At 32.7% G+C, this 22,974-nt stretch carries 29 protein-coding genes; 17 read left to right on the plus strand and 12 right to left on the minus strand.

Annotation, left to right across the window (positions count from 1 at the left end; genetic code table 11):
* Nucleotides 1-54: 54 nt before the first annotated feature.
* On the minus strand, nt 55-666 hold the full coding sequence (locus tag Q0770_RS00835; RefSeq protein ID WP_299113038.1) for a thioredoxin family protein: 612 nt from the start codon (nt 664-666) through the stop codon (nt 55-57).
* 7 nt (nt 667-673) lie between these two features.
* Complete coding sequence (locus Q0770_RS00840; protein WP_299113042.1) at nt 674-1,201, minus strand: TlpA disulfide reductase family protein; 528 nt, start codon at nt 1,199-1,201, stop codon at nt 674-676.
* Nucleotides 1,202-1,325: 124 nt separating this feature from the next.
* On the opposite strand from Q0770_RS00840, the gene Q0770_RS00845 reads away from it, so the two are divergent.
* The 9 genes from Q0770_RS00845 (at nt 1,326) to Q0770_RS00885 (ending at nt 9,429) form a co-directional block, all read left to right on the plus strand.
* Nucleotides 1,326-1,889, plus strand: coding sequence for a YceI family protein (locus tag Q0770_RS00845; RefSeq protein WP_299113044.1), 564 nt, complete (start codon nt 1,326-1,328; stop codon nt 1,887-1,889).
* A gap of 214 nt (nt 1,890-2,103) precedes the next feature.
* Nucleotides 2,104-3,510 carry an anthranilate synthase component I family protein gene (locus Q0770_RS00850; protein ID WP_299113046.1) on the plus strand — a complete coding sequence of 469 codons (1,407 nt, stop codon included), beginning with the start codon at nt 2,104-2,106 and terminating at the stop codon, nt 3,508-3,510.
* Nucleotide 3,511: 1 nt separating this feature from the next.
* Nucleotides 3,512-4,078 (plus strand): aminodeoxychorismate/anthranilate synthase component II, encoded by a 567-nt coding sequence (locus Q0770_RS00855; RefSeq protein WP_299113049.1) that lies wholly within the window; start codon nt 3,512-3,514, stop codon nt 4,076-4,078.
* 7 nt (nt 4,079-4,085) lie between these two features.
* Nucleotides 4,086-5,078 (plus strand): anthranilate phosphoribosyltransferase, encoded by a 993-nt coding sequence (trpD, locus tag Q0770_RS00860; RefSeq protein WP_299113051.1) that lies wholly within the window; start codon nt 4,086-4,088, stop codon nt 5,076-5,078.
* Nucleotides 5,075-5,860, plus strand: coding sequence for an indole-3-glycerol phosphate synthase TrpC (gene trpC / locus Q0770_RS00865; RefSeq protein ID WP_299113053.1), 786 nt, complete (start codon nt 5,075-5,077; stop codon nt 5,858-5,860). The genes trpD and trpC overlap by 4 nt, the downstream gene beginning before the upstream one ends.
* Before the next feature lie 98 nt (nt 5,861-5,958).
* On the plus strand, nt 5,959-6,570 hold the full coding sequence (locus tag Q0770_RS00870) for a phosphoribosylanthranilate isomerase (RefSeq protein ID WP_370454708.1): 612 nt from the start codon (nt 5,959-5,961) through the stop codon (nt 6,568-6,570).
* Nucleotides 6,571-6,627: 57 nt separating this feature from the next.
* Entirely contained in the window at nt 6,628-7,815 is a 1,188-nt protein-coding gene (gene trpB, locus Q0770_RS00875; RefSeq protein ID WP_299113056.1) for a tryptophan synthase subunit beta, read from the plus strand.
* Between the two features lies 1 nt (nt 7,816).
* A complete protein-coding gene (gene trpA / locus Q0770_RS00880) occupies nt 7,817-8,578 on the plus strand; it encodes a tryptophan synthase subunit alpha (RefSeq protein ID WP_299113058.1) in 762 nt (253 codons plus the stop codon).
* 392 nt (nt 8,579-8,970) lie between these two features.
* Nucleotides 8,971-9,429: a tRNA (cytidine(34)-2'-O)-methyltransferase gene (locus tag Q0770_RS00885; RefSeq protein ID WP_299113061.1), complete on the plus strand. Its 459-nt coding sequence runs from the start codon at nt 8,971-8,973 to the stop codon at nt 9,427-9,429.
* Here the strand turns inward: Q0770_RS00885 and Q0770_RS00890 are convergent.
* Genes Q0770_RS00890 through Q0770_RS00900 form a run of 3 tightly spaced genes read right to left on the minus strand, consistent with a single transcriptional unit; the run spans nt 9,426 to nt 11,165 of the window.
* On the minus strand, nt 9,426-9,650 hold the full coding sequence (locus Q0770_RS00890) for a VF530 family protein (RefSeq protein WP_299113063.1): 225 nt from the start codon (nt 9,648-9,650) through the stop codon (nt 9,426-9,428). The genes Q0770_RS00885 and Q0770_RS00890 overlap by 4 nt on opposite strands.
* Nucleotide 9,651: 1 nt before the next feature.
* Nucleotides 9,652-9,867 carry a DUF6500 family protein gene (locus Q0770_RS00895; protein WP_299113065.1) on the minus strand — a complete coding sequence of 72 codons (216 nt, stop codon included), beginning with the start codon at nt 9,865-9,867 and terminating at the stop codon, nt 9,652-9,654.
* 2 nt (nt 9,868-9,869) lie between these two features.
* A complete protein-coding gene (locus Q0770_RS00900) occupies nt 9,870-11,165 on the minus strand; it encodes a DEAD/DEAH box helicase (RefSeq protein WP_299113067.1) in 1,296 nt (431 codons plus the stop codon).
* Between the two features lie 205 nt (nt 11,166-11,370).
* Between Q0770_RS00900 and Q0770_RS00905 the strand changes: the two genes are divergently transcribed.
* Complete coding sequence (locus tag Q0770_RS00905) at nt 11,371-11,841, plus strand: hypothetical protein (RefSeq protein ID WP_299113069.1); 471 nt, start codon at nt 11,371-11,373, stop codon at nt 11,839-11,841.
* 211 nt (nt 11,842-12,052) lie between these two features.
* Here the strand turns inward: Q0770_RS00905 and Q0770_RS00910 are convergent, their stop codons facing one another.
* The 5 genes from Q0770_RS00910 to Q0770_RS00930 form a co-directional block, all read right to left on the minus strand.
* Nucleotides 12,053-12,790 (minus strand): uracil-DNA glycosylase family protein, encoded by a 738-nt coding sequence (locus Q0770_RS00910; RefSeq protein WP_299113071.1) that lies wholly within the window; start codon nt 12,788-12,790, stop codon nt 12,053-12,055.
* Complete coding sequence (locus Q0770_RS00915) at nt 12,790-13,428, minus strand: hypothetical protein (protein WP_299113073.1); 639 nt, start codon at nt 13,426-13,428, stop codon at nt 12,790-12,792. The genes Q0770_RS00910 and Q0770_RS00915 overlap by 1 nt, the downstream gene beginning before the upstream one ends.
* Before the next feature lie 113 nt (nt 13,429-13,541).
* Nucleotides 13,542-14,300, minus strand: coding sequence for a peroxide stress protein YaaA (gene yaaA / locus Q0770_RS00920; RefSeq protein WP_299113075.1), 759 nt, complete (start codon nt 14,298-14,300; stop codon nt 13,542-13,544).
* Nucleotides 14,301-14,384: 84 nt separating this feature from the next.
* On the minus strand, nt 14,385-15,416 hold the full coding sequence (locus Q0770_RS00925; protein ID WP_299113077.1) for an RluA family pseudouridine synthase: 1,032 nt from the start codon (nt 15,414-15,416) through the stop codon (nt 14,385-14,387).
* A gap of 3 nt (nt 15,417-15,419) precedes the next feature.
* The gene (locus Q0770_RS00930; protein ID WP_299113079.1) at nt 15,420-15,983 is read right to left on the minus strand and encodes a PASTA domain-containing protein; all 564 of its coding nucleotides are present in this window, start codon (nt 15,981-15,983) and stop codon (nt 15,420-15,422) included.
* A 153-nt stretch (nt 15,984-16,136) separates the two neighbouring features.
* On the opposite strand from Q0770_RS00930, the gene Q0770_RS00935 reads away from it, so the two are divergent.
* The 7 genes from Q0770_RS00935 (at nt 16,137) to coaD (ending at nt 21,664) form a co-directional block, all read left to right on the plus strand.
* On the plus strand, nt 16,137-17,114 hold the full coding sequence (locus Q0770_RS00935) for a D-alanine--D-alanine ligase (RefSeq protein WP_299114048.1): 978 nt from the start codon (nt 16,137-16,139) through the stop codon (nt 17,112-17,114).
* A gap of 66 nt (nt 17,115-17,180) precedes the next feature.
* Nucleotides 17,181-17,387: a hypothetical protein gene (locus Q0770_RS00940; RefSeq protein WP_299113081.1), complete on the plus strand. Its 207-nt coding sequence runs from the start codon at nt 17,181-17,183 to the stop codon at nt 17,385-17,387.
* A gap of 65 nt (nt 17,388-17,452) precedes the next feature.
* On the plus strand, nt 17,453-17,749 hold the full coding sequence (locus tag Q0770_RS00945; protein WP_299113083.1) for a hypothetical protein: 297 nt from the start codon (nt 17,453-17,455) through the stop codon (nt 17,747-17,749).
* 72 nt (nt 17,750-17,821) lie between these two features.
* Nucleotides 17,822-18,451, plus strand: a complete 630-nt coding sequence (locus tag Q0770_RS00950) for a hypothetical protein (protein WP_299113085.1) — start codon at nt 17,822-17,824, stop codon at nt 18,449-18,451.
* Nucleotides 18,452-18,455: 4 nt separating this feature from the next.
* Nucleotides 18,456-18,983 (plus strand): peroxiredoxin, encoded by a 528-nt coding sequence (locus tag Q0770_RS00955; RefSeq protein ID WP_299113087.1) that lies wholly within the window; start codon nt 18,456-18,458, stop codon nt 18,981-18,983.
* Between the two features lie 9 nt (nt 18,984-18,992).
* A complete protein-coding gene (locus Q0770_RS00960; protein WP_299113089.1) occupies nt 18,993-21,212 on the plus strand; it encodes a peptidase domain-containing ABC transporter in 2,220 nt (739 codons plus the stop codon).
* Nucleotides 21,209-21,664: a pantetheine-phosphate adenylyltransferase gene (coaD, locus tag Q0770_RS00965; protein ID WP_299113091.1), complete on the plus strand. Its 456-nt coding sequence runs from the start codon at nt 21,209-21,211 to the stop codon at nt 21,662-21,664. The genes Q0770_RS00960 and coaD overlap by 4 nt, the downstream gene beginning before the upstream one ends.
* A gap of 10 nt (nt 21,665-21,674) precedes the next feature.
* On the opposite strand, the gene Q0770_RS00970 is transcribed toward coaD, so the two are convergent.
* Both Q0770_RS00970 and Q0770_RS00975 read right to left on the minus strand, forming a co-directional pair.
* Nucleotides 21,675-22,637 (minus strand): GSCFA domain-containing protein, encoded by a 963-nt coding sequence (locus tag Q0770_RS00970; RefSeq protein ID WP_299113093.1) that lies wholly within the window; start codon nt 22,635-22,637, stop codon nt 21,675-21,677.
* A 1-nt stretch (nt 22,638) separates the two neighbouring features.
* Nucleotides 22,639-22,971 (minus strand): hypothetical protein, encoded by a 333-nt coding sequence (locus tag Q0770_RS00975; RefSeq protein ID WP_299113095.1) that lies wholly within the window; start codon nt 22,969-22,971, stop codon nt 22,639-22,641.
* Between the last annotated feature and the right edge of the window lie 3 nt (nt 22,972-22,974).

The following is a 22,974-nucleotide window of genomic DNA, read 5'->3' on the forward strand; positions in this document are numbered from 1 at the left end:
GTGTTACACTCCAGATTTAATTTTAACATTTATTCTCGTTAAACGAAAAACCTATTATTTTGTTTTAATAGAACAACCTATTGCTCTTGTTTTTTTCTGTTCTATTTCTTTTCCAGCCAAAAGTGCATCAACAGCATTCTCTGCATACTTTGTTTTAACTGCAGCTGCATCTTTATAATTATCATCAATTGCACCAATGTACTTTACAATATTACCTTCTGTAGATTTTTCTAAAATATAAACGTGAGGTGTTTTAGTCGCGCCGTATTGCGGGTATATTTTTTGACCATCATCCATCAAATAAGGAAATGTAAAGCCTTTGGCTTTTGCTCTTGCTTTCATGGCCTGCATATTATCTCCTGGTTTAACATCAGTATCATTTGGCATAATTGCAATAACCGGATATCCTTTTGATGCATATTTTTTATCTAATTCTACAATTCTATCTTCATAAGCCACTGCATAAGGACATGTATTACATGTAAATATCACAATAAAGCCTTTTGCAGTTTTATAATCTGCAAGTGACACTTTTTTTCCGTCTATATTCTCTAAAGAGAAATCTGTAGCCACATCTCCAATATCATAACCGCCATCGGTTGTAATGGTAAATGCTGTTAAACTCACAAAGCAGATTAAAACTGCCAATACTCTTAGTGTTTTCATGATAAATCTATTTTAAAAATTGTTGTACTTCTTTTTCTAATTCTTTATAGTTAAACGACCTTTCATAAAACTGTCGCTTATCGTTTTTGTATATAATCGTGGCAGGTAATGCGCCTGACCATGTACTATCTATTGCTGGTATCCATCTGTTTTGGTCTACATCATCAAAACAAACAACTTCAGATTGTAATTGTTTTTCTTTGATAAAAGGTTTTAGTTTAGTTTCATATTGTCTTGGGAAATCTAAACTCACTAACAATACCTCAACACCTTTTTTTTCATATTCAGCTTTTACTTTTTCAAAATATGGCAACTCTTTAATACATGGTGCGCACCAAGTTGCCCAAAAATTAACTACATGAACTTTATCATCGGTTTTATTGATTAAAGGCTCCAGACCATCATAGTCATAGATTTTTAAATCTATATCAGATTTAACTTCTGCTTCAGAATTTTTCACCTCAGCAACAGCTTCTTTTGATGTCTCTTTACATGATAAGCTTAAAAGCAATACTATAATTAAGAATCGTTTCATCTTATAAAATTAATGATGCATTTATGGAGATGAGAACTTTTAACAAAAAATTAAATTTAAATTTAATGACCGATAGTAAGTTTGCGCTGATAATCGAGACTATTAATAATCTTAAAAGAATATAATGAAAAATATAAAAATAGTTGCAGTATTAGTTTTAGCAATCTCATTTTTTTCTTTCACTTTACTAAAAGAAAGACAAGTTGATGTAGAAACAAGTAAAATCTCATGGATTGGTAAAAAAGTAACTGGAAGTCATGAAGGTACAATTAATCTACAAAGCGGTGTTCTTAAATTTGATGGCAAAAAACTAGTAGGCGGAAGTTTTGTTATGGATATGTCGACGATTAATGTTACAGATATGCAAGGCAAAGGAAAGGCAAATCTTGAAGGGCATTTAAAATCTGATGATTTTTTTGGCGTAGAAAAACACAAAACAGCTACGCTAGAAATCACAAAAGTTACAAATCAGTATAGTGATTATGAAGTTACTGGGCAGCTAACTATAAAAGGCATTACAAAACCTATATCATTTAATATGGTTATTAAAGAAAACTCTGCTTCTACAAAATTGACTATAGACCGAACTAAGTTTGATATTAAATATGGTTCTGCTTCTTTTATTGATAATTTAAAAGACAAAGCAATTTCTGATGATTTTGAGCTTGATGTAAAATTATCGTTCTAGTTAAATAGAAAACCTTCAAATTAGTTTGAAATAAAAATTTTCATTTCTATATTTGAACTTTAAATAAACAAATGCAAACAAACAAAACATGGTGGTGGAGCTTAACTAACGAAACGTTCGTGAAGTAGTCCATTGTGTTAACTAAAATACTTAAAGGCTTGTCATTCACGACAAGCCTTTTTTAATTTTAAATACTGAAATATATTCAGCATAAATGAAAACATTTAACCTATACACCCATTACAAAAAGATTCTAACAGATACAATTACTCCTGTTTCTGTGTATTATAAGGTAAGGGATAAATTTCCTAATAGTATTCTACTAGAAAGTGGGGATTATCATAGAAACCATAAGAATTTCTCTTATATATGTTTTAATCCAATAGCCTCTATAAAAGTTGAAAACGAAGTTATTTTTCAAAATTTCCCAGACGGAAGTTCTACTGAGATTGCTATAAACGATTCTGTAAATGTAGTAGAAGAAATTCAAAGTTTCACAAAACGCTTCAAATCGAATTCCGAGGAAAATTTCAAATTCATTAATAATGGGATTTTCGGTTTTACGGCTTATGATGCGGTTAAATATTTTGAAGACGTTACTATTTCTAAAAAAGACAATTCTGTTGAAATTCCAGACATGTATTATGCTGTGTATCAAAATATCATTGCTATAAATCATTTTAAAAATGAGGCCTACATATTTGCACATTGCCCAGAAGGAATAGATAGTAATGTTGAAGAGATTGACAAGCTTATGAATGTTCAAAATTTTGCGTCTTTCAACTTTAATACTAAAAGTTGTATTTCATCCAATCTTACGGATAGTGAATTTTTAGAACATGTAGATTTAGCAAAAAAGCATTGTGCTAGAGGTGATGTATTTCAGTTGGTATTATCACGTCGTTTTACACAGGAGTTTTCTGGAGACGATTTTAATGTGTATCGAGCATTGAGAAGTATTAATCCATCGCCTTACCTATTCTATTTCGATTACGGAAGCTTCAAAATTTTTGGAAGTTCACCCGAAGCGCAACTCATTGTTGATGATGGATTAGCAGAAATTCACCCAATTGCAGGAACCTTTAAAAGAACCGGAGATGATGACAAAGACGCTGTTCTTGCTGAAGAATTAATAAATGACGAGAAAGAAAATGCCGAACATGTGATGCTTGTCGATTTAGCCAGAAACGACTTAAGCAGGAACGGAAATAATGTAAAAGTGGAAACTTACAGAGAAGTTCAATTCTTCTCTCACGTTATTCATCTAGTAAGTAAAGTTACTGGACAAAAACACGACAAAACCTCAACCATGCAGGTTGTGGCAGATACATTCCCAGCGGGGACCTTAAGTGGCGCACCAAAACATAAAGCTATGCAACTCATAGAAAAATATGAAAAAACTAGCCGTGGATACTACGGTGGTGCTATAGGTTTTATGGATTTTGAAGGTAACTTTAATCATGCCATTATGATTAGAACATTTTTAAGCAAAGATTACAAACTTAACTGGCAAGCTGGTGCCGGATTGGTATCTAGATCTAATCCTGAAAGTGAAAAACAAGAAGTATACAACAAGTTGGGCGCTTTAAATAAAGCCATTGAACTTGCAAAAGACATTTAATATGAAAAAAGTTTTAGTCATAGACAATTACGATAGTTTTACCTATAATCTTGTTCATTATTTAGAAGATTTAAACTGCGAGGTTACCGTAAAACGAAACGATAAATTAACATTAGAAGAAGTTGATAATTTTAATAAAATTGTGCTCTCTCCAGGACCAGGAATTCCAGATGAAGCTGGATTATTAAAAGCAATTATTCAAAAATATGCACCTACAAAAAGTATACTTGGGGTTTGTTTAGGGCAACAAGCTATTGGTGAAGTTTTTGGTGGCACATTAGAAAATTTGGATACTGTTTTTCATGGTGTCGCAACAAACGTTACACTATCTGTTAATAACGAAGACTTGTTCGATGGCTTAGGTAAAACTTTTGAAGTTGGTCGTTACCACTCTTGGGTTGTCAATGCCAACTTACCAGATAGTTTAGAAGCCACATCATTCGATGAGAATGGACAAGTGATGTCTCTTCGCCACAAAGTGTATGACGTAAAAGGTGTACAATACCATCCAGAATCGGTTTTAACGCCTAGTGGAAAACAAATTTTAAAGAATTGGGTGAATAGTTAAAAAGAATATGAAAGACGTTTTAAACAGACTTATAGCGCATGAAACAATTTCAACTGAAGAAGCCAAGCAAATCATAGTTAACATATCCAACGATATGTACAACCCAAGTCAGATTGCTTGTTTTCTATCAGTATACATGATGCGTAGTATTACTATCGAAGAACTTCAAGGGTTTAGAGATGCGCTTTTGGAGCTTTGCATTCCAATAGACTTAAGCGACTATAATGCCATTGATATTGTTGGTACTGGCGGTGATGGCAAAAACACTTTTAATATTTCAACATTATCGTCATTTATTACAGCTGGTGCTGGTGTTCATGTTTCTAAGCATGGTAATTACGGTGTATCTTCAACTTCAGGCTCATCTAATGTCATGGAATATTTAGGTATGAAGTTTTCTAATAATGAAGATTTTCTAAAACGCTGTTTAGACAAAGCCGGTATTTGCATTTTACACGCACCTTTGTTTCATCCAGCTATGAAAAATGTAGCGCCTATTAGAAAAGAATTAGGAGTTAAAACATTTTTTAATATGCTCGGACCCATGGTAAACCCATCATTTCCTAAGCATCAATTGTTAGGTGTTTATAATTTAGAGATACTACGCTTGTACAGTTTTTTATATCAAAAAACAGATAAGAATTATAACATTGTTTTCGCTTTAGATGGTTATGACGAAATCTCATTGACTGGAAAAGCAAAAATAATTTCTAATCATTCTGAGACCTTGTTTTCTCCAAGTGATTTAGGTTTAAAAACCACTGCACCATCTGAAATTTTTGGCGGAGATACCATTAAAGATGCGGCAAATCTTTTTGTAAATATCATCGACGGAAAAGGGACTGAGGCACAAAATAATGTAGTGTGTACCAATGCAGGTTTGGCAATAGCCACACGAGAACAGATATCACATAAAGAAGGTTTTGAACTAGCAAGAGAATCTTTATTAAGCGGAAAAGCAAAGCAAAGCCTAGATAAACTTATAGAATTAAGTAAATGAACATTTTAGATAAAATAGTAAAAGATAAACGCATAGAAGTTGACTTACGCAAGTCACTTATTCCTACAAAGCAATTGGAACAATCTGTTCTTTTTGAAAGGGAAACCGTTTCGTTATCAAAAAAACTAAGAAATAGTAATAGTGGCATCATTGCAGAACACAAAAGACGCTCACCATCTAAGTCTGTAATCAATCACAATCTAAATGTACAAGATGTAGCTTCTGGTTATGAAAACGCTGGTGTTTGTGGCATGTCCGTTTTAACTGACGGAAAATATTTTGGCGGTAGTTTAGACGATTTATTGATTGCAAGAGCTAGTTCTAGTTTGCCTTTGTTAAGAAAGGAATTCATAATCGATGAGTATCAGATTCTAGAATCAAAGTCATATGGAGCAGATGTGATTCTTCTCATAGCGGCTATATTAACTAGAGATGAAATAAAGCAATTTTCCGAATTCGCGAAGCAACTAAATCTCGATGTGCTATTAGAAGTTCACAACGAAGCTGAATTACATAAATCTATTATGCCTTCTCTGGATATGTTGGGTGTAAATAATAGAAATCTAAAAACTTTTGAAGTCAGCTTAGAAATTTCAAAACAACTAAGTCAACTCATCCCTGAAGACCTCGTAAAAGTATCTGAAAGTGGCATCAGTTCTATTGATGCCATAAAAGAATTACAGCCTTATGGATACAAAGGTTTTTTAATTGGTGAAAATTTTATGAAAACAGATAACCCAGGTGAAAATGCGGAAAAATTTATAAATGAATTGATAAAATAACTGTCATGTCGAACGTATGTGAGACATCTCATCTTGAGATTTCTCAATCGCTTCGCTCATGTCGAAATGACTAAAGAATGAAATTAAAAGTTTGTGGAATGAAATATCAAGAAAATATAGAGTCTGTTGCAGCATTGCAACCAGACTATCTTGGCTTTATCTTTTACGATAAGTCTTCACGATTTTTTGATGGTGAAATTCCAGAACTTCCTCAGACTATTAAAAAGACAGGTGTTTTTGTAAATACTGATTTAGAAACTGTACTTCAATTAATAAAAAAGCATTCTTTAAAAGCTGTTCAATTACATGGAAATGAATCTCCAGAATATTGCAAAACTTTAAAAGATTCTGATGTTGAAATCATCAAAGTGTTCAGCATAAAAAGCACTTTCAATTTTGATGTATTAAAGCCTTACGAAGGTATTGTAGATTATTTCTTATTCGATACAAAAGGCAAACTACCTGGCGGAAACGGTTACACTTTCAACTGGGACGTATTGAAAGATTATTCTTCAACTACACCCTATTTTTTAAGTGGCGGTATTGGATTAAGTGAAATTGAAAAATTAAAAGCATTCCAAAAAAGCCCAGCTTCAAAATACTGCTACGCTATTGATGTCAACAGTAAATTTGAAATCGAGCCTGGATTAAAAGATATTAATGAATTAGAAAAATTTAAAAATGAAATTAGTCATGTCGAACGTATGTGAGACATCTCACCCTGAGATTTCTCAATCGCTTCGCTCATGTCGAAATGACAAAAGACTATGAAAACAACATTCAACATTAACGAAAAAGGATACTACGGCGAGTTTGGAGGTGCATACATCCCTGAAATGCTATACCCAAACGTAGAAGAATTACGTCAAAATTATCTGAAAGTTATGGCTGAGCCTTCTTTTCAAGAAGAGTTTAATCAACTTTTAAAAGATTATGTGGGTCGACCTTCTCCACTCTATTTTGCAAAACGTCTTTCCGATAAATACAACACCAAAGTGTATCTTAAACGCGAAGACTTAAACCATACTGGTGCACATAAAGTCAATAATACCATCGGGCAGATTTTAATGGCTAAACGCTTAGGCAAAACGAGAATCATTGCTGAAACTGGTGCCGGACAGCATGGTGTTGCTACTGCAACTGTATGCGCGTTAATGGGTATGGAATGTATCGTTTACATGGGCGAAATAGATATCGCAAGACAAGCACCAAACGTAGCGCGTATGAAAATGCTAGGCGCAGAAGTAAGACCAGCATTATCTGGTAGTCGCACCTTAAAAGATGCTACAAATGAAGCAATCCGCGATTGGATTAATAATCCTGTTGACACACACTACATTATTGGTTCTGCGATTGGCCCGCATCCATATCCAGATATGGTAACACGCTTTCAGTCTATTATTTCAGAGGAAATAAAATGGCAATTACAAGAACATGAAGGCAAAGAAAATCCAGATTACGTTGTAGCTTGTATTGGTGGGGGAAGCAACGCTGCCGGAACTTATTATCATTTTTTAGATAACGAAGACGTTGGTATTATAGCTGTAGAAGCTGCAGGAAAAGGTATTCATTCTGGAGAGAGTGCAGCCACTTCTGCATTGGGGAAAGAAGGCATCATTCACGGTTGCAAAACCTTACTAATGCAAACCAATGATGGACAAATTACCGAACCTTATTCTATTTCAGCAGGCTTAGATTACCCTGGCGTTGGTCCAATGCATTCGCATTTGTATAAATCGGGTCGCGGAGAATTCTACTCAGCTACAGATGATGAAGCCATGACTGCTGGTCTCGAATTAGCGCAATTAGAAGGCATCATTCCCGCTATAGAAACAAGTCATGCTTTGGCTATTTTTAGTCACAAAACTTTTGAACCAGACGACATTGTAATTATCAGTTTGTCTGGTCGTGGTGATAAAGATTTACAGAATTATATTGATTATTTTAAATTATAAGATGAACAGAATAAATCAAAAATTAAGAGAAAACAAAAAATTGCTTTCTATATATTTTACAGCAGGTTATCCGAATATTAATGACACTGTTACCATCATACAAAATTTGGAGAAAAGTGGTGTGGATATGATTGAAATTGGCTTACCATTCAGCGACCCATTAGCCGATGGACCAACCATACAAGATAGCTCTACAAAAGCACTTCAAAATGGCATGACGAGTGAGTTATTATTTCAGCAATTAAAAGATATTCGCAAAACAGTTTCTATTCCATTAATCATTATGGGCTATTTTAATCCCGTCTTGCAATATGGCGTGGAAGCCTTCTGTAAAAAATGCCAAGAGATTGGTATTGACGGATTAATTTTACCTGATTTACCTGTAGATGTATATGCAGAGCAATACAAAGATACTTTTGAAAAATATGGACTTATCAATGTGTTTTTAATCACACCTCAAACATCAGACGAGCGAATTAGATATATAGATTCAGTGTCTGACGGATTTATTTATATGGTAAGCTCCGCAAGTACAACAGGCGCAAAATCTGGGTTTGGAAATGCTCAGGAAGATTACTTTAATCGCATAGCCAATATGAAACTTAATAATCCGCAGGTTGTAGGTTTTGGCATTTCTAATAACGAGACATTTACCCAAGCTACGAGACAAGCTAAGGGCGCTATTATTGGAAGTGCTTTTATAAAGCATGTAACTGCAAATGGAATTGATACTATTGATGATTTTGTAAATACAATCTTTTAAAGTGAAAAAAGATAGCGATGTTTTAGCGTTTAGTTTTTTGTACCTAGTAATTTATACGTTTATCTATATTATTACATACTATGATATTGATGCTTTTCTTTTTATACTTATAATAATAGCTATTTATAGTTTTCCGTCTTTAATAACAGTTTTAATTTTGTTATTTATTGAACGGCAATTTAAATTCAGAATTCATAAGATATTCTATATGATAGTCTCAATAATTATCTTTTATATCTCTTTTATAATTTGGAATAAAGATGGATATGATACTAAAAACCTTTATCCGTCATTATCGATGGAAATTCATATCATAATCTATTATGCAATTCTCTGTCATGTTCTATCTTATATAATTCTAATGGCTTCAAAATATTTAAAAAAGAAAATAAATGCCACTTAACATCGTCCTCATAGAACCCGAAATACCTAATAACACAGGAAACATAGGTCGCTTAGCTCTAGCTACAGGTTCTCGCTTGCATTTGGTAAAACCTTTTGGTTTCGAAATTGACGATAAACGTTTAAAGCGTGCTGGGCTTGATTATTGGCAACATCTCGAAGTTATCTACTATGACAATGTCGATGAATTCTTTAAAATGAATGAAAACCAAAACATAGTTTTTCTGAGTAGTCATGGCACCAAACATCATTGGGATATTAGTTTTGAAGATGACATGTTTCTCATTTTCGGGAAAGAGTCTGTTGGACTATCAAAAGACATCACTGAAAAGTATACCGAACAACTTTTTAAAATACCAATGTATAGTAATGAGATAAGGAGTCTTAATCTCGCTAATGCTGCTAGCATAGTTACTTACGAAGGTTTACGTCAACTTAATATAGATTAACGACGTTTTTCTAGCATATTCAAATACATCTTCTCCACCTTGGTTCTTGCCCAAGGTGTGCGTCGCAAAAACTTTAGACTGCTCTTTACGGATGGTTCGTGGGTAAAACAACGTATATTAATTTGATGTCCCATATATTCCCAACCGTAATGCGCCACTAAATCTTCTACAATTTGCTGAAGTTTGACACCATGTAAAGGATTATTAGGCTGAGAATTCATACTATAAATCTAAAACAATTTGTTTGATTTTCACAGCCTTTTCAAAATGGTTTAATTGATGCGTTTGTATCCACCACGTTGCAGCTTCCATCAATAGAATTGGGTTATCATTCTTATTTTTAAAAAACGCATAAAAAGAAATGCCAACATTGGTACCTTTAGCTGCAATTTTCTTATCACAAACCTCAATAATTTTGGCTTTTAAAGTTGGAGTCATAATTAATTTCTACTATCGTTATTACGTCTTCTATTTCTGTTACGATTTCTATTACGGTTAGAGTTTCTTGAATTAGAACCACCTTCACTTTTAGGTTTATTTTGACGTCGTCCTTGACTACGTTGTCTATTCTGACCAGGTTTTATAGGTTCAGTCGATGCATTTGGGTCTGGCTCAAAACCTTCAACAATATCTACAGGTATTTTCTGGGCAATCAGTTTTTCAATATTTTTTAAATACAATGTTTCATCTGCACTAACTAGTGATAGTGCTTCACCACTCGCTCCTGCTCTACCAGTACGCCCAATTCTATGCACGTAATCTTCGGAAATATTAGGCAACTCAAAATTTACCACATGAGGTAATAACGGAATATCCAATCCACGAGCAGCAATATCTGTAGCAATTAAAACTCTAACTTTTCCACTTTTAAAACCTGCTAAAGCTTTTGTACGTGCACCTTGACTTTTATTACCATGGATTGCAGCCGAAGATATGCCTGCACTAACCATCTTTTTTGTCAATCTGTTTGCGCCATGCTTAGTTCTAGTAAACACCAAAACTTGTTGCCAATTACCTTCAGAAATGAGTTTAATAATTAACCCTGTTTTTTTAGTCTTAGCAACTCTGTATACTTTTTGCTCTATAACCTCAACAGCTGTATTTTCTGGCGTAGCCTCAACTTGCACAGGATTATTTAAAATAGAATAGGCTAGCTTTTTAATATCCTTAGAAAAGGTAGCCGAGAACATTAAATTCTGGCGTTTTGCTGGCATTAGTTTCATTACGCGCTCTATATCACGTAAAAAACCCATATCTAACATGCGGTCGGCTTCATCCAAAACAAAAACCTCAACACGTTTTATAGATAGTAAGCCTTGGTTTTCTAAATCTATTAATCGTCCAGGTGTTGCTACCAAAACATCAACACCTTGACGTATGGCTGCCACTTGGGGTTTTTGATTAACACCTCCAAAAATTACAGCACTTTTAATATTTAAAAACTCTGAATATTCTCTAACATTAGCAAATACTTGTGCCGCTAACTCCCGTGTTGGCGTAAGTATCAATGCACGTATTGGCCTATACTTTTCTTTTGGGTTCTCTGATAAAAAATGTAAAAGTGGCAAGGTAAAACCTGCTGTTTTCCCTGTACCTGTTTGCGCAGAAGCTAGCACATCTTTGCCTTCTAAAACTGGCGGAATGGCTTTGGCTTGTATGGGAGAAGGCGTTTCGTAACCTTTTTTGGCAATAGCTTTGAGTAAAGGCTCAGATAAGCCTAAGGATTTAAATGACATACATCTTATTTGGTTAAGATGAATATTATTAAAATCTCACCTCTTTTAATTTTAGCGAAAATACTGCTAATTTTTGCTTTAACTTGTATTTGTTTGACTTTATAAATTATTTCTTCTAACTTTCGTTTAACAACCGATAAAATCAATTAAAACAGAATTTATCTAAACATTGTAACCAATTGCATGAAAGACTCAGAAATGAAAAATGAATAATTCCCAAAGGAAAATACAAGATAAATGGAAAAAGGGCTTTGTTCTTGGTCTAGATTGTATAACATACTCAAATGGTAAAATCATAATTGGGAGTGTTTACAGAACTGAAAATCCAAACAATGGAGAAATTAAACAATATTGGTCTCCTATATGCGATACAGAATTAGAAAAAATAGAAAAATATGATGACGACATTTGGACCGAATATGATATTTTTCATGGAAGTTTTGAATATGAAAATCAAAAAATTGTATTTGGAGATGGTGGAATGGGAAACGAGGGATACATTGCTTCTACAAAATTAAACGGAGAGTTAAATTGGTCTATTTTCTTTACTTTCTCAAACCCTATATCTAAAGCTGAAATAATTGAAAATCGATTAGTCTGCTATGGTCATTCAGGCACTATAATCAATATCGACTTAAATGAATTATCCAAAATTAAGGTAGACTATGTGGTTTAGAATAACTGGTTACAACACTGTATATAGTAAATAGGGCTTTTGGTAGTTAACGAAAGTTTAGTGCTTTTTACCAACACCGCCAAATCGTTGATTTGGCTTTTAAAATGAATACGATAAAAACAAAATACAACGTTTTGGCTCAGTGCAAACTTGAAAGTGTATCGCTTTCTACTGCCCTACTTGCCATATATTAACCGTTAAACGAAACCATCTAAAAAAACTCCCGATACTGTAGCACCCTAAAATCAAAGGTATTAAAGTTTGGATTGCTTGCTTTTAATTGTTTGTACAATGGCATTCTGCTAATTGAGATATTTGCAGCACCTGAGCCAGAGGTTAGTGATACGGTTCTAATTATACGTATAGACTCATTTTTGTCATTCCGAAATGAGTGCAGCGATTGAGGAATCTCATCCTTATGAGATGTCTCACTGCGTTTCGACATGACAGGTATCTGAAACTGATGTATTCTTGGCACTTCATTAGAAATCAATTCTAGTTTTATGTTGTAATCTTTTATGTGCTTTCTAAAAAAGTATTCGGGTCCGTTTTTACTATTTCCGCCAGTAAATAAGAGCATCTTAATTTTGGGGTGTTTTTTAAGGTAACCTATTAAATCTCGTAACTTAATGTTTTGCATACCTAAATCCGAAGCATCAATCTTTTCGCGCTCAGCGCTAGCTACAATATCACACACACCAATGTTGTGTTTTACCAAATAGGCTTTACGTTCTTCAATAGCGTCTTGAGAATTATCGAAACGTAAGCCTAAATTATGAATCACATCTATCTTTTTCCAGAGTGAATTATGATAACTTCCGTAACAGAAATCAACATCTTTTTCGTGCGAGTCTCCTGTAGAAAATCGTGGCGGTGGTAATGTGCCAACAATAAGCTTTGTAGCATCCTCTGGAATAAATGGTGGATATGGATGCTTATGCAAAAACATTACAATGTTTTTAATATCTGCTCAACCTCATTAATAGTTTGTCTAAATAATCGGCGATTAGGCTTAGTCATATGTTGCGCTTCATTACTAATATCTTCAAGTAAGGACTTGCCTTCTTCTTTCCTATTATTTTCAATATAAAATTTAGCTAATTCTAAACGCTCGCTGTAATTTGAATATGGCCTGTCGATAGCTTTTAATTCTCTTTCAGCGGCCTCTAAATCGCCTTTTTCTCTTAAAGCAAGTCCATAGCAAAATTGATGTTTTGAACCTTTAAATTCAGGCTTATCTTTAATTTGTTTAACATGTGAAATGACTTTATCAAAATCATTCATCTGAAAGTAACACAAAACCAATTGCTGATGCGCGTATAAGGCATTTTGAGATTTATCTTTCAGTGTAATTTCGTAATTCGAAATGGCATTTTGATAAGCCTTGATTTCAAAATAGGAATCTGCCAAGTCCATTCGATTAGCATACGTATCGGTAAATTCAATCTTCTTTTCGAGGTCTTTTATCTTCTTTGTTGGATTGACAATAGACGTAATTTCATTTTGAAATGTATTGACATCGCGAGTGGTTAAAACCTGAGTGATAATATAAAATAAGGCACCAGCTACAGGAATTAAAAAAATCACAAAGAACCAATAATAGGGCTTGTGATTTTTATATATGTGATAAAGGCAAAATACCTTAAGAGCAATAATTAAATAGTATAGCATCGAAATTAATTGATGCTTAAAGATAGAAACTATCTTACAAAAACCAATTCTTTTTCTGAAGACAAGTCTTCACTAAATCCGTAGTTTTCATAATTAAATCCTTTAACATCTTCTAAAGTTTTAGCATTGGTATCAATAATGTAACGTGTCATTAATCCTCGTGCTAATTTTGAAAAAATAGCAATAGTCTTATAAGTATCTCCTTTAAATTCTTTGAAATTAATAGTAATCACAGGCACTTTTAAAGCCTTTACATCTATAGCTTTAAAATACTCGTTACTTGCTAAGTTTAAAAACAATTCGTTATCCTCTAATTCATCATTTAGAGCTTGCGTCACTTTCTTTCTCCAAAACTCATATAAGTTTTTGTTTCTACCTACAGGGAATTTAGTCCCCATTTCTAGTCGGTAAGGCTGTATTAAATCCAAAGGTTTTAGAATACCGTAGAGTCCTGAAATGATTCTCACAGTATCTTCAACCTTATCGAGTTTTTTAGTATCGATTGAATACGCATCTAATCCTCGATACACATCTCCGTTAAAGGCATACATGGCTGGACGTGCATTCTCTGAGGTAAACGGCAAAGACCATTCTTGATTACGTTCGTAATTTAATTGTCCTAAATTATCAGAGATATGCATCAGCTTAGATAAGCTTTTTGCTGATTTCTTTTTTAATAGTTTATTGATGCGTTCTGACTCTGCCAAAAAACAACTCTCCGTCGTTTTTGGTGTTGGCAATTTGCTTTCAAAATCTAGAGATTTAGCTGGAGATAATACAAGTTTCATAGTGTACTCAATTTTTCAAAATCAAATTTACGACTATGCTTTTAGAATTAAAATAGGGTTTAACAATAAATACTTATATCACTATTAGTTTTCTTGATGCTTAGCATAATGTTTCCACTTTTCGATACACTGCTGCATATCCTCTGGAATATCAGTATTAAAGCTCATAAACTTTCCTGTAGTTGGATGCTCAAATCCTAGAGTTTTGGCATGTAAAGCTTGTCTTGGCAATACTTTAAAACAATTGTCTACAAATTGTTTGTATTTGGTAAATGTTGTGCCTTTGAGTATCAAATGTCCGCCATAACGTTCGTCATTAAAAAGCGTATGCCCGATATGCTTCATATGCACACGGATTTGATGTGTACGGCCAGTTTCGAGCTTACAACTTAATAAGGTGACATAACCTAGGCGTTCAATAACTTTATAATGGGTTACAGCAGGTTTTCCTTTGTATGCATCATCGCCTTCAAAAACGGTGTTTTGTAATCTGTTTTTTGGATGGCGTCCTATATTGCCTTCAACAGTACCTTCATCTTCTTTGACGTTTCCCCATACGATGGCAACATACTCGCGCTCTGAAGTCTTTTCGGCAAACTGATTGGACAAATGATTCATAGCATGCTCAGTCTTAGCTACGACCAATAAACCACTCGTGTCTTTATCTATACGATGTACTAAACCTGGTCTATCACTTGAGTTTTTTGGTAAGTTTTCAAAATGAAAAATCAAAGCATTAATCAAAGTCCCTGAATAATTCCCATGACCTGGATGCACAACCATACCTGCTGGTTTATTAACCACCAACAAATCCTCATCTTCATAAACGATGTCTAATGGTAAATCTTCACCAACCAACAAATTTTCGTGAGGTGGATGCTCAAATTTTACTCTAATAACATCGTTTGGCTTAACCTTATAATTAGATTTTACTGGCGAGTCATTAACAAAAATACTTCCGTCTTTTGCTGCAGCCTGAATTTTATTTCGGGTAGCATTTTCAACAAAATTCATTAGGTATTTATCTATACGAAGTGGTTGTTGCCCTTTTTCTACAACAAATTTGTAATGCTCGTAAAGGTCATTCTTAGGTGGAAGTTCTGGAGTTGTGTCCATATACTAATTTGAAGAAGCCCGATTACCATTACCCAAAACCAAATCGATTTTAGATTTTAATGGTAGTTTATCGCCAACTTTAATGTTTTTGCCTTTGTGCTTTATACCTAAAACGACATCTTTCCCGATATTATCTATATAGGTTTTTTCGCCCAAGATAAAACCTAAAGCTTCTAGTGTTGGCTTAGCTTGCCTGTAGGTACGTCTCATAATTTCTGGCACAGCTACTTTTCTGTAACCAGATGGGTTAAGCGTTAGGTATATTTTTCTGTTCTCTTTTACTTGAGCACCAGCAATTGGGTCTTGCTCAATTACCGAAAACTTAGGGTAATTAGGATTAAAATTAGCCGAATCTTGAATCTGCATCACCAAATCGTTATCATCAAGTTCTATCTCTACAGTCTCTAACGATTTTCCTTTTAAATCTGGCACCGTTACAAACTCTCCGTTATTGGTTGTAATGTCTAGCCATTTTAATAACAAAAAACAGAAAACTACAACTGCAACTACAGCCAAAGCTAATTGTTTAAAAAATACTTTACTCTTTAAAAACTTAATGATGCTCATGCGATAAATATTGTTCACAAAACTAATGAAATTCTAGTTTTCTAGATTATTGAGATTTACTTTTTTATATACGCTTGTAATTTACAAATCGATTTTTGGTGTTGAAATAAAATAAATGATACTTTTACATAACAACTTTTTTACAAGCGTATTATTTTGAAGAACATTGCAATTATTATGGGTGGTTACTCTAGCGAATATGAAATTTCGCTTAAAAGTGGTAATGTGGTCTACGAAACCTTAGACCGAAACAAGTACGCACCATATGCCATACATATTTTCAAAAATAAATGGGTTTATGTTGCAGAAAGTGGTGAAGAAGTGCCTATTAACAAGGATGATTTTTCTATACTAATTAATGGCGAAAAGATTACGTTTGATTGTGTTTTTAACGCTATTCATGGTTCTCCTGGCGAAGATGGTTTTATACAAGCTTATTTTGAACTGTTGGGTATTCCGCAGACTAGCTGCAGTATGTATCAAGCTGCATTAACTTTTAATAAACGTGATTTATTAGCAACCCTAAAGCCCTTTGGTATTAAAACTGCTGAGAGCTATTATATAAACCTTGGAGACACAATTAATGAAGATGCTATTGTCGAAAAAGTAGGCTTACCTTGTTTTGTAAAAGCTAATAAAGCCGGAAGTAGTTTTGGCATTTCTAAAGTGTATAAAAAAGAGGATCTAATAGCCGCCATTGAACTGTCGTTTAAAGAGGATGATGAGATTATTATTGAGCAATTTTTAGATGGTGTTGAAGTTTCTGTAGGTGTCATTTCTTATAAAGGCGAAACCAAAGTCTTACCAATTACTGAAATAGTCTCAGAAAATGATTTCTTTGATTACCAAGCTAAGTATGAAGGCAAATCTCAAGAAATCACACCAGCGAGAATCTCTGAAGATTATGAAAATAAAGTTAGAAGAGAAGCCAAAAAAATATATGAAACACTTAAAATGAGTGGTTTTACTCGCAGTGAATTTATCTTTAAAAACGATGAACCTTACTTACTCGAAGTTAATACAGTTCCAGGACTGACTAAAGAAAGTATATTACCTCAACAAGCTGCTGAAGCAGGTATTTCTCTGTCGGATTTATTTGACAATGCCATTGAGGAAGTGATGAAAAAATAATTAGTTGATTATTTTTAATAGCATTATTTTTTTCACTATTTTTAAAGAAATATAAATTCTTTTTTTATGAAAACACTTAGTTTAAAAAAAATGGAGAATGTAGTAGGTGGTAATGACGATTGCTTCAACACTGTTGGATTATCGGCATTTGCAGGACTACTCTTTGGAGGACCATTAGGTATGGCTCTTAATGGTTTATGGGCTTATGGAGTCAGTTCAGAATGTGCTAATGTTCAATATACAGGAGGGACTCCACCTCCAGGATGGCCTTAATATCAAAATTAATTATTAAGTTTAGAAATATCGGAGAATAACTTCCGATATTTTCTTTTATAAAAATGAACGAAATTTCTTCATATATAAAGAATATTACAAAATCTTACAAGGATATAGTTTTATTTTCGAATAAAATGGAAATTGTTCTTAGTAAAGAACAACTATATAAGATTATCATTTTCTCATATGAAGAAAGGGTAAGTATTTCATATGAATGGAAGGCAGGCATCTTAGGACATTTTCTATTAAAAAAAGACTATTTAATAATGGAAGATTTATTAAAAAAAATAAAAGAAGGTTTAATTAGTAAAGATTATCATATAGATATTTTAGTAAGAAATGATATCTCATCTTCCTAAATGAAAATTATTTTTCATTTAAAGTACTTTTCTTTAAAATTGCTTTCCCGATAATACTAAATTCTAAGCTCATTGAATAAAAATCTATTCTTTTTTGCTACTCTTTCGTCATTAACACTTTTTTTTGCTTACTATTCAGGAGTAATTTTGGAGACAAATCAATTAGTAATTAATTCTTTATCTGAAAAATTAACTAATCAGCAAATAAATAAACACTTAAGTTTCCAACAAAAATGGGAATGGTTAAGTTACATACTTATTCCATTTCTGCTTTTTTTTAAAATAGTTTTAATTGCCGCTATTATTGATTTAGGTTGTTTTTTTTTCAATAGAGAAATCAAATACAAGAAATTATTCAACATTGTATTAAAAGCTGAATTTATATTCTTATTAGTAATTATATTTAAAACCTTGTGGTTTTATTTTTTTCAAACAAATTATGAATTAGAAGATTTACAATATTTTTATCCATTTTCTGTACTAAATGTTACTGGTTATGAAGGCTTAAAAATTTGGTGGATTTATCCTTTACAAGTTCTTAATCTTTTTGAGTTAGCCTATTGGTTCATTTTAGCATATCTTTTAGGTAAAGAGTTGAAAATTAAAACTGATAAAGGTTTTTCTATTATAGCATGTAGTTACGGTATAGCTTTACTTATTTGGATAATAGCAATAATGTTTTTTACTCTAAACATGAGCTAGTTATATGAATAAAAAGACATTAAAAATAGTAGTTGTAATAACCATATTACTTGTAATATCTTTTTTAGGTTATCAAGTAGCAACTAAAGCCAAAGAAAAGAATGCTATCGCAAATAGTATAATAAATGTTCCTGAGTTTAGCTTTAAAACTTTAGATAGTATTGTATTTACTAGCAGTAGTTTATACCCAAATTTGCCAATAGTTTTTTTGTATTTCAATAGTGAATGTGAGTATTGTCAATATGAAGCGCAAAGTATTAGTGAAAATATTGATGAATTTAAAGATATACAGTTAGTATTTGTATCAACAGAATCTATTGAAAAGATTATAGCATTTTCAAAACAATATAATCTAATAGATAAAGAGAATATCATATTCTTAAATGATACTAAAGATGAGTTTTCAAAAATCTTCAATGCCTCTTCAATTCCATTCACATTAATCTATGATAAAAAGCAACAGCTTATTAAAACGCATAAAGGGCAGTTAAATGCAGTTGGTATATTAAGAATTATTAACGAGCAGAAATAACAGTATTATATGCCTAAAATAGACCAACTATCAAAAAAACAACTACAAGACACATTTATTTTACAACACGATCAAAGCGATTGTGGTGTAGCTTGTTTATTATCTCTAATAAATTACTACGAAGGCAATAATTCTTTAGAGAAACTACGAGAGTTAAGTGGTACTACAAAGCAGGGCACAACACTTTTAGGCTTATACCAAGCAGCAAGCCAATTAGGTTTTACAGCGCAAGGTAATGAAGCCGATATACAAGCAGTAATAAATCATAAAGAACCTTTAATACTGCATGTTGTCATTGAAAAGCGTTTACAACATTATGTAATATGTTATGGTTACGAAAATGATAAATTTATAATTGGCGACCCTGCAAAAGGTATTATCACCTATACAAAAGAGGAGTTAGAAAACATTTGGATATCTAAAACTTGTTTAACACTCACGCCAAATGATAATTTTGTAAAAGCAGAAACTACAACAAATGACAAAAAGCAATGGTTTCTTAGTATTTTAAAAGAAGATTACAGGCTAATTAGCTTTAGCATTTTATTAGGTTTAGGCATTGCTATTTTAGGTATGGCAATGGCAATATTTTCGCAAAAACTAATAGATGATATATTGCCTTCAAAAGATTTTACAAAACTTATTACAGGGGTAGTATTAGTAGCCTTTTTACTTTTGGTTAGAGTATTATTTACTGCATTACGAGATTATTTTTTAATAAGACAAACTAAAGACTTTAATAATCGTATAATTGATAGTTTTTACACAGCAATATTACATTTGCCAAAGCCTTTTTTTGATACTCGCAAAATAGGCGAATTAGTGACACGTTTAAACGATACACAACGTGTGCAAAGTGTTATAAAAATGGTTGTAGGTAATGTAGTTATTAATGCTTTAGTAACTATTGTTTCTTTAGGGTTCTTATTTTATTATTCCTTGCAAACAGGACTAATAGCTTTTGTGAGTTTACCATTTTACTTTTTTCTGATTTATAGCTTTAATAAACGTATCATTAATGCCCAAAAAGGTGTGATGCAAGGTTATGCAATGAGTGAAAGCAATTACATTACCTCTATGCAAGGTATAGCCACAATCAAAAACAATAATAGGCAATCTATGTTTCAAAAAATTAACCAACTCATCTATGGTAACTTCCAAGAAAAAGCTTTTAATCTTGGCAAGATAAATGTGCGTTTATCTGTATTTTCTGGAGTATTTAGCGTATTGTTTTTGATTGGAATTCTGATTTATACATCGATACAAGTCTATGATGAAACTATGCAGTTAGGCGAGTTAATGGCTATTTTAGGTATTGCAGGTTCATTACTGCCATCGGTAGCCAGTTTAGCATTGATTACCATACCAATTAATGAAGCTAAAGTTGCGTTTAATAGAATGTATGAGTTTGCATCTATTGAAAAAGAAAGTTTAGGAAAAACAGCAATAACAACTTTTGAAAATTTAAATGTTAAAAACTTATCATTCCGTTTTGCAGGAAGAAGTCAATTATTCAAAAATATTAACCTCTCAATTTCAAAAAATGAGTGTGTTGCCATTGTTGGTGAGAGTGGAAGTGGTAAAAGCACCTTTGGGCAGATACTTCAAAAATTCTACCCATTTGAGAGTGGAGCAATAATCGTTAATAATAAAAACAACCTTAAAGATATAAACACTAATGATTGGCGAGATGTTTTAGGAGTCATACCACAAGACGTAACTATTTTTAGCGGTAATGTTATAACCAATATTTTATTAGGAAAAGAAGATAGTCTGGAAAACATAGAACAATTTTGTAAAGATTTTGGTTTTGAAGATTTTATTAAAAGTTTACCTCAAGGATTTGCCACAGTTTTAGGTGAAGAAGGCATTAATTTGTCAGGTGGACAAAAACAGATTATTGCATTAATGAGAGTGTTATATAAAAAGCCACAATTATTATTGTTAGATGAGTTTACTTCTGCAATGGATAGAAAGACAGAACATTTTGTATTGCAACTTCTAAATAAACTAAAGGAAGACATAACTATTATTTTTATCTCCCATCGTTTACATTCTTTAAAACACATTGCTGATAAAATATATGTAGTTGAAAATGGTCAAACTTTAATTAACGGTACACATCTTCAACTGCTAAAAACTGAAAATTTTTATAGTGATTTTTGGAAAGAACTTAATTGTCATTTTAACTTTATATTTGTCTTATCAACCTTATATATGATTTTATGAAACGAGCAATTTTTCCTGGTTCTTTTGACCCCATTACCTTAGGGCACTACGATATTATACAGCGAAGTGTCACACTTTTTGATGAAGTTATTGTAGCTATTGGTATCAATGCGGATAAGAAATATATGTTCTCTTTGGACGAACGTAAAGCTTTTATTGAAGATGCTTTTAAAGATGAACCCAAAGTTAAAGTTGTGACTTACAAAGGCCTAACTGTTGATTTTTGTAAAGAAAATAATGTTGAATTTATTCTTCGAGGCCTTAGAAATCCTGCGGATTTTGAATTTGAAAAAGCCATTGCGCATACCAATAGAGATTTAGCACCTATAGAAACTGTATTCTTATTAACTGCCGCAAGTACATCATACATCTCGTCTTCAATTGTAAGGGATGTGATTAGAAACAATGGCGATTATACTAAGTTAGTCCCAAAAAGTGTACGGGTTAAGTAAGATTCTTGTTTTAAAATGTAATATGAGAAAATATGCTTTCTAAAGCTTCCTGGTTTTCTTGAAGTCTAAATAAGAACTTTTGATGCGTATCGGAATTAGGGTTAAAAGGTTTATGAGCCAACCCTTTTTGTATGGCATTAACCTCATCCATGATAGCTTCAGAGTTCTGATGTATCCATACTGAAGCAAATTTTCCCCAGATATAATCTATGGCCAATTGATTTGGGTGTAACATATCATCCTTATAAAATCTATAATTGCGCAGTTCATCCATCATGATTTCATAAGACGGAAAATACCCTTCGGCTTCGCTCAGCAACCGGTTACTTTTAAGAGTTTGATGTATAGCAGTTATTAAATGCGATTTACTCTGCGTGTTTTCTACAAAGCCATCTTTAATATGTCTCACGGGAGAAACCGTAAAGATAAATTGAGCATTAGGATTTATTGATTTCACCAAACTCACAGTGGCATCAAGTGATTCTGATATCTGATTTACAGAAAGCAGTTCTTTTAAGAATTTCTTTTGAGGTACTTTATGGCAATTGGCAACGTGTTGGTCTGTTTCAATATGCCTGTAAATCCAAGATGTTCCTAATGTAATAATGATGTGAGACGCTTCTTTTAGGAAGTTATAAGTCTTTCTTATATTTTTATTTAGCTCGGTTAATAATCCATCTTTTAAAGGATGACTTAATTGTGAATGTGCATCAAAACAGTGCCATTGTTCGTTATTAAAAAAGATATCTACCTCAGTATATTCTTTTTGGTTTATGGCATTAGTGATTAGGGTTTCTATTGCAAAAGGTTGAAACAATATACCAAAAGGGTTTTGCAAAGATTGAAATTTGAAATACTGAAACTTCTCTCCAATATTTTCAGAAAAACAAGATCCTAGCAACAGCACTTTTGAGTTGTAATCTATTTGATTAAAACGCTGTGGTTGTAATGGTATTTTGGTCTGAAGATTCAAATTATTTAGTGAGATCATCTAATAATTCATTATATACTAATCTCCATGCTTTTTCTCTATTACTATCATCAATTGATAAATGCTGAAGTATTAATTCAATTTTGCTTTTAAACATAAGGCACTTCGATTTTGCTTCATCTATGGTATTAAAAAAGTCAGTATGAAACATAACTCCATATATGCCGAGAGTAATTGCATATGGAGCATCATAACTATCCTCTTCAAGAGTTATTCTAGCCCCATTTACATGCTCTTCATCTATAATAATCCTTCCTCCTTCTGAACCATTATCACCTAATGTTTCTTTATTATTGAAATGTGTCCAGAATTCCATTAA

This window comes from uncultured Winogradskyella sp. (assembly GCF_947501905.1).
Lineage (GTDB): Bacteria > Bacteroidota > Bacteroidia > Flavobacteriales > Flavobacteriaceae > Winogradskyella.

What these genes read in the sequence shown, in the direction of transcription:
- Q0770_RS00835 (WP_299113038.1), bottom strand. Translation starts at nt 666, where the DNA reads ATGAAAACACTAAGAGTATTGGCAGTTTTAATCTGCTTTGTGAGTTTA.
- Q0770_RS00840 (WP_299113042.1), bottom strand. Translation starts at nt 1,201, where the DNA reads ATGAAACGATTCTTAATTATAGTATTGCTTTTAAGCTTATCATGTAAA.
- Q0770_RS00845 (WP_299113044.1), top strand. Translation starts at nt 1,326, where the DNA reads ATGAAAAATATAAAAATAGTTGCAGTATTAGTTTTAGCAATCTCATTT.
- Q0770_RS00850 (WP_299113046.1), top strand. Translation starts at nt 2,104, where the DNA reads ATGAAAACATTTAACCTATACACCCATTACAAAAAGATTCTAACAGAT.
- Q0770_RS00855 (WP_299113049.1), top strand. Translation starts at nt 3,512, where the DNA reads ATGAAAAAAGTTTTAGTCATAGACAATTACGATAGTTTTACCTATAAT.
- trpD (WP_299113051.1), top strand. Translation starts at nt 4,086, where the DNA reads ATGAAAGACGTTTTAAACAGACTTATAGCGCATGAAACAATTTCAACT.
- trpC (WP_299113053.1), top strand. Translation starts at nt 5,075, where the DNA reads ATGAACATTTTAGATAAAATAGTAAAAGATAAACGCATAGAAGTTGAC.
- Q0770_RS00870 (WP_370454708.1), top strand. Translation starts at nt 5,959, where the DNA reads ATGAAATATCAAGAAAATATAGAGTCTGTTGCAGCATTGCAACCAGAC.
- trpB (WP_299113056.1), top strand. Translation starts at nt 6,628, where the DNA reads ATGAAAACAACATTCAACATTAACGAAAAAGGATACTACGGCGAGTTT.
- trpA (WP_299113058.1), top strand. Translation starts at nt 7,817, where the DNA reads ATGAACAGAATAAATCAAAAATTAAGAGAAAACAAAAAATTGCTTTCT.
- Q0770_RS00885 (WP_299113061.1), top strand. Translation starts at nt 8,971, where the DNA reads ATGCCACTTAACATCGTCCTCATAGAACCCGAAATACCTAATAACACA.
- Q0770_RS00890 (WP_299113063.1), bottom strand. Translation starts at nt 9,650, where the DNA reads ATGAATTCTCAGCCTAATAATCCTTTACATGGTGTCAAACTTCAGCAA.
- Q0770_RS00895 (WP_299113065.1), bottom strand. Translation starts at nt 9,867, where the DNA reads ATGACTCCAACTTTAAAAGCCAAAATTATTGAGGTTTGTGATAAGAAA.
- Q0770_RS00900 (WP_299113067.1), bottom strand. Translation starts at nt 11,165, where the DNA reads ATGTCATTTAAATCCTTAGGCTTATCTGAGCCTTTACTCAAAGCTATT.
- Q0770_RS00905 (WP_299113069.1), top strand. Translation starts at nt 11,371, where the DNA reads ATGAATAATTCCCAAAGGAAAATACAAGATAAATGGAAAAAGGGCTTT.
- Q0770_RS00910 (WP_299113071.1), bottom strand. Translation starts at nt 12,790, where the DNA reads ATGTTTTTGCATAAGCATCCATATCCACCATTTATTCCAGAGGATGCT.
- yaaA (WP_299113075.1), bottom strand. Translation starts at nt 14,300, where the DNA reads ATGAAACTTGTATTATCTCCAGCTAAATCTCTAGATTTTGAAAGCAAA.
- Q0770_RS00925 (WP_299113077.1), bottom strand. Translation starts at nt 15,416, where the DNA reads ATGGACACAACTCCAGAACTTCCACCTAAGAATGACCTTTACGAGCAT.
- Q0770_RS00930 (WP_299113079.1), bottom strand. Translation starts at nt 15,983, where the DNA reads ATGAGCATCATTAAGTTTTTAAAGAGTAAAGTATTTTTTAAACAATTA.
- Q0770_RS00940 (WP_299113081.1), top strand. Translation starts at nt 17,181, where the DNA reads ATGAAAACACTTAGTTTAAAAAAAATGGAGAATGTAGTAGGTGGTAAT.
- Q0770_RS00945 (WP_299113083.1), top strand. Translation starts at nt 17,453, where the DNA reads ATGAACGAAATTTCTTCATATATAAAGAATATTACAAAATCTTACAAG.
- Q0770_RS00955 (WP_299113087.1), top strand. Translation starts at nt 18,456, where the DNA reads ATGAATAAAAAGACATTAAAAATAGTAGTTGTAATAACCATATTACTT.
- Q0770_RS00960 (WP_299113089.1), top strand. Translation starts at nt 18,993, where the DNA reads ATGCCTAAAATAGACCAACTATCAAAAAAACAACTACAAGACACATTT.
- coaD (WP_299113091.1), top strand. Translation starts at nt 21,209, where the DNA reads ATGAAACGAGCAATTTTTCCTGGTTCTTTTGACCCCATTACCTTAGGG.
- Q0770_RS00975 (WP_299113095.1), bottom strand. Translation starts at nt 22,971, where the DNA reads ATGGAATTCTGGACACATTTCAATAATAAAGAAACATTAGGTGATAAT.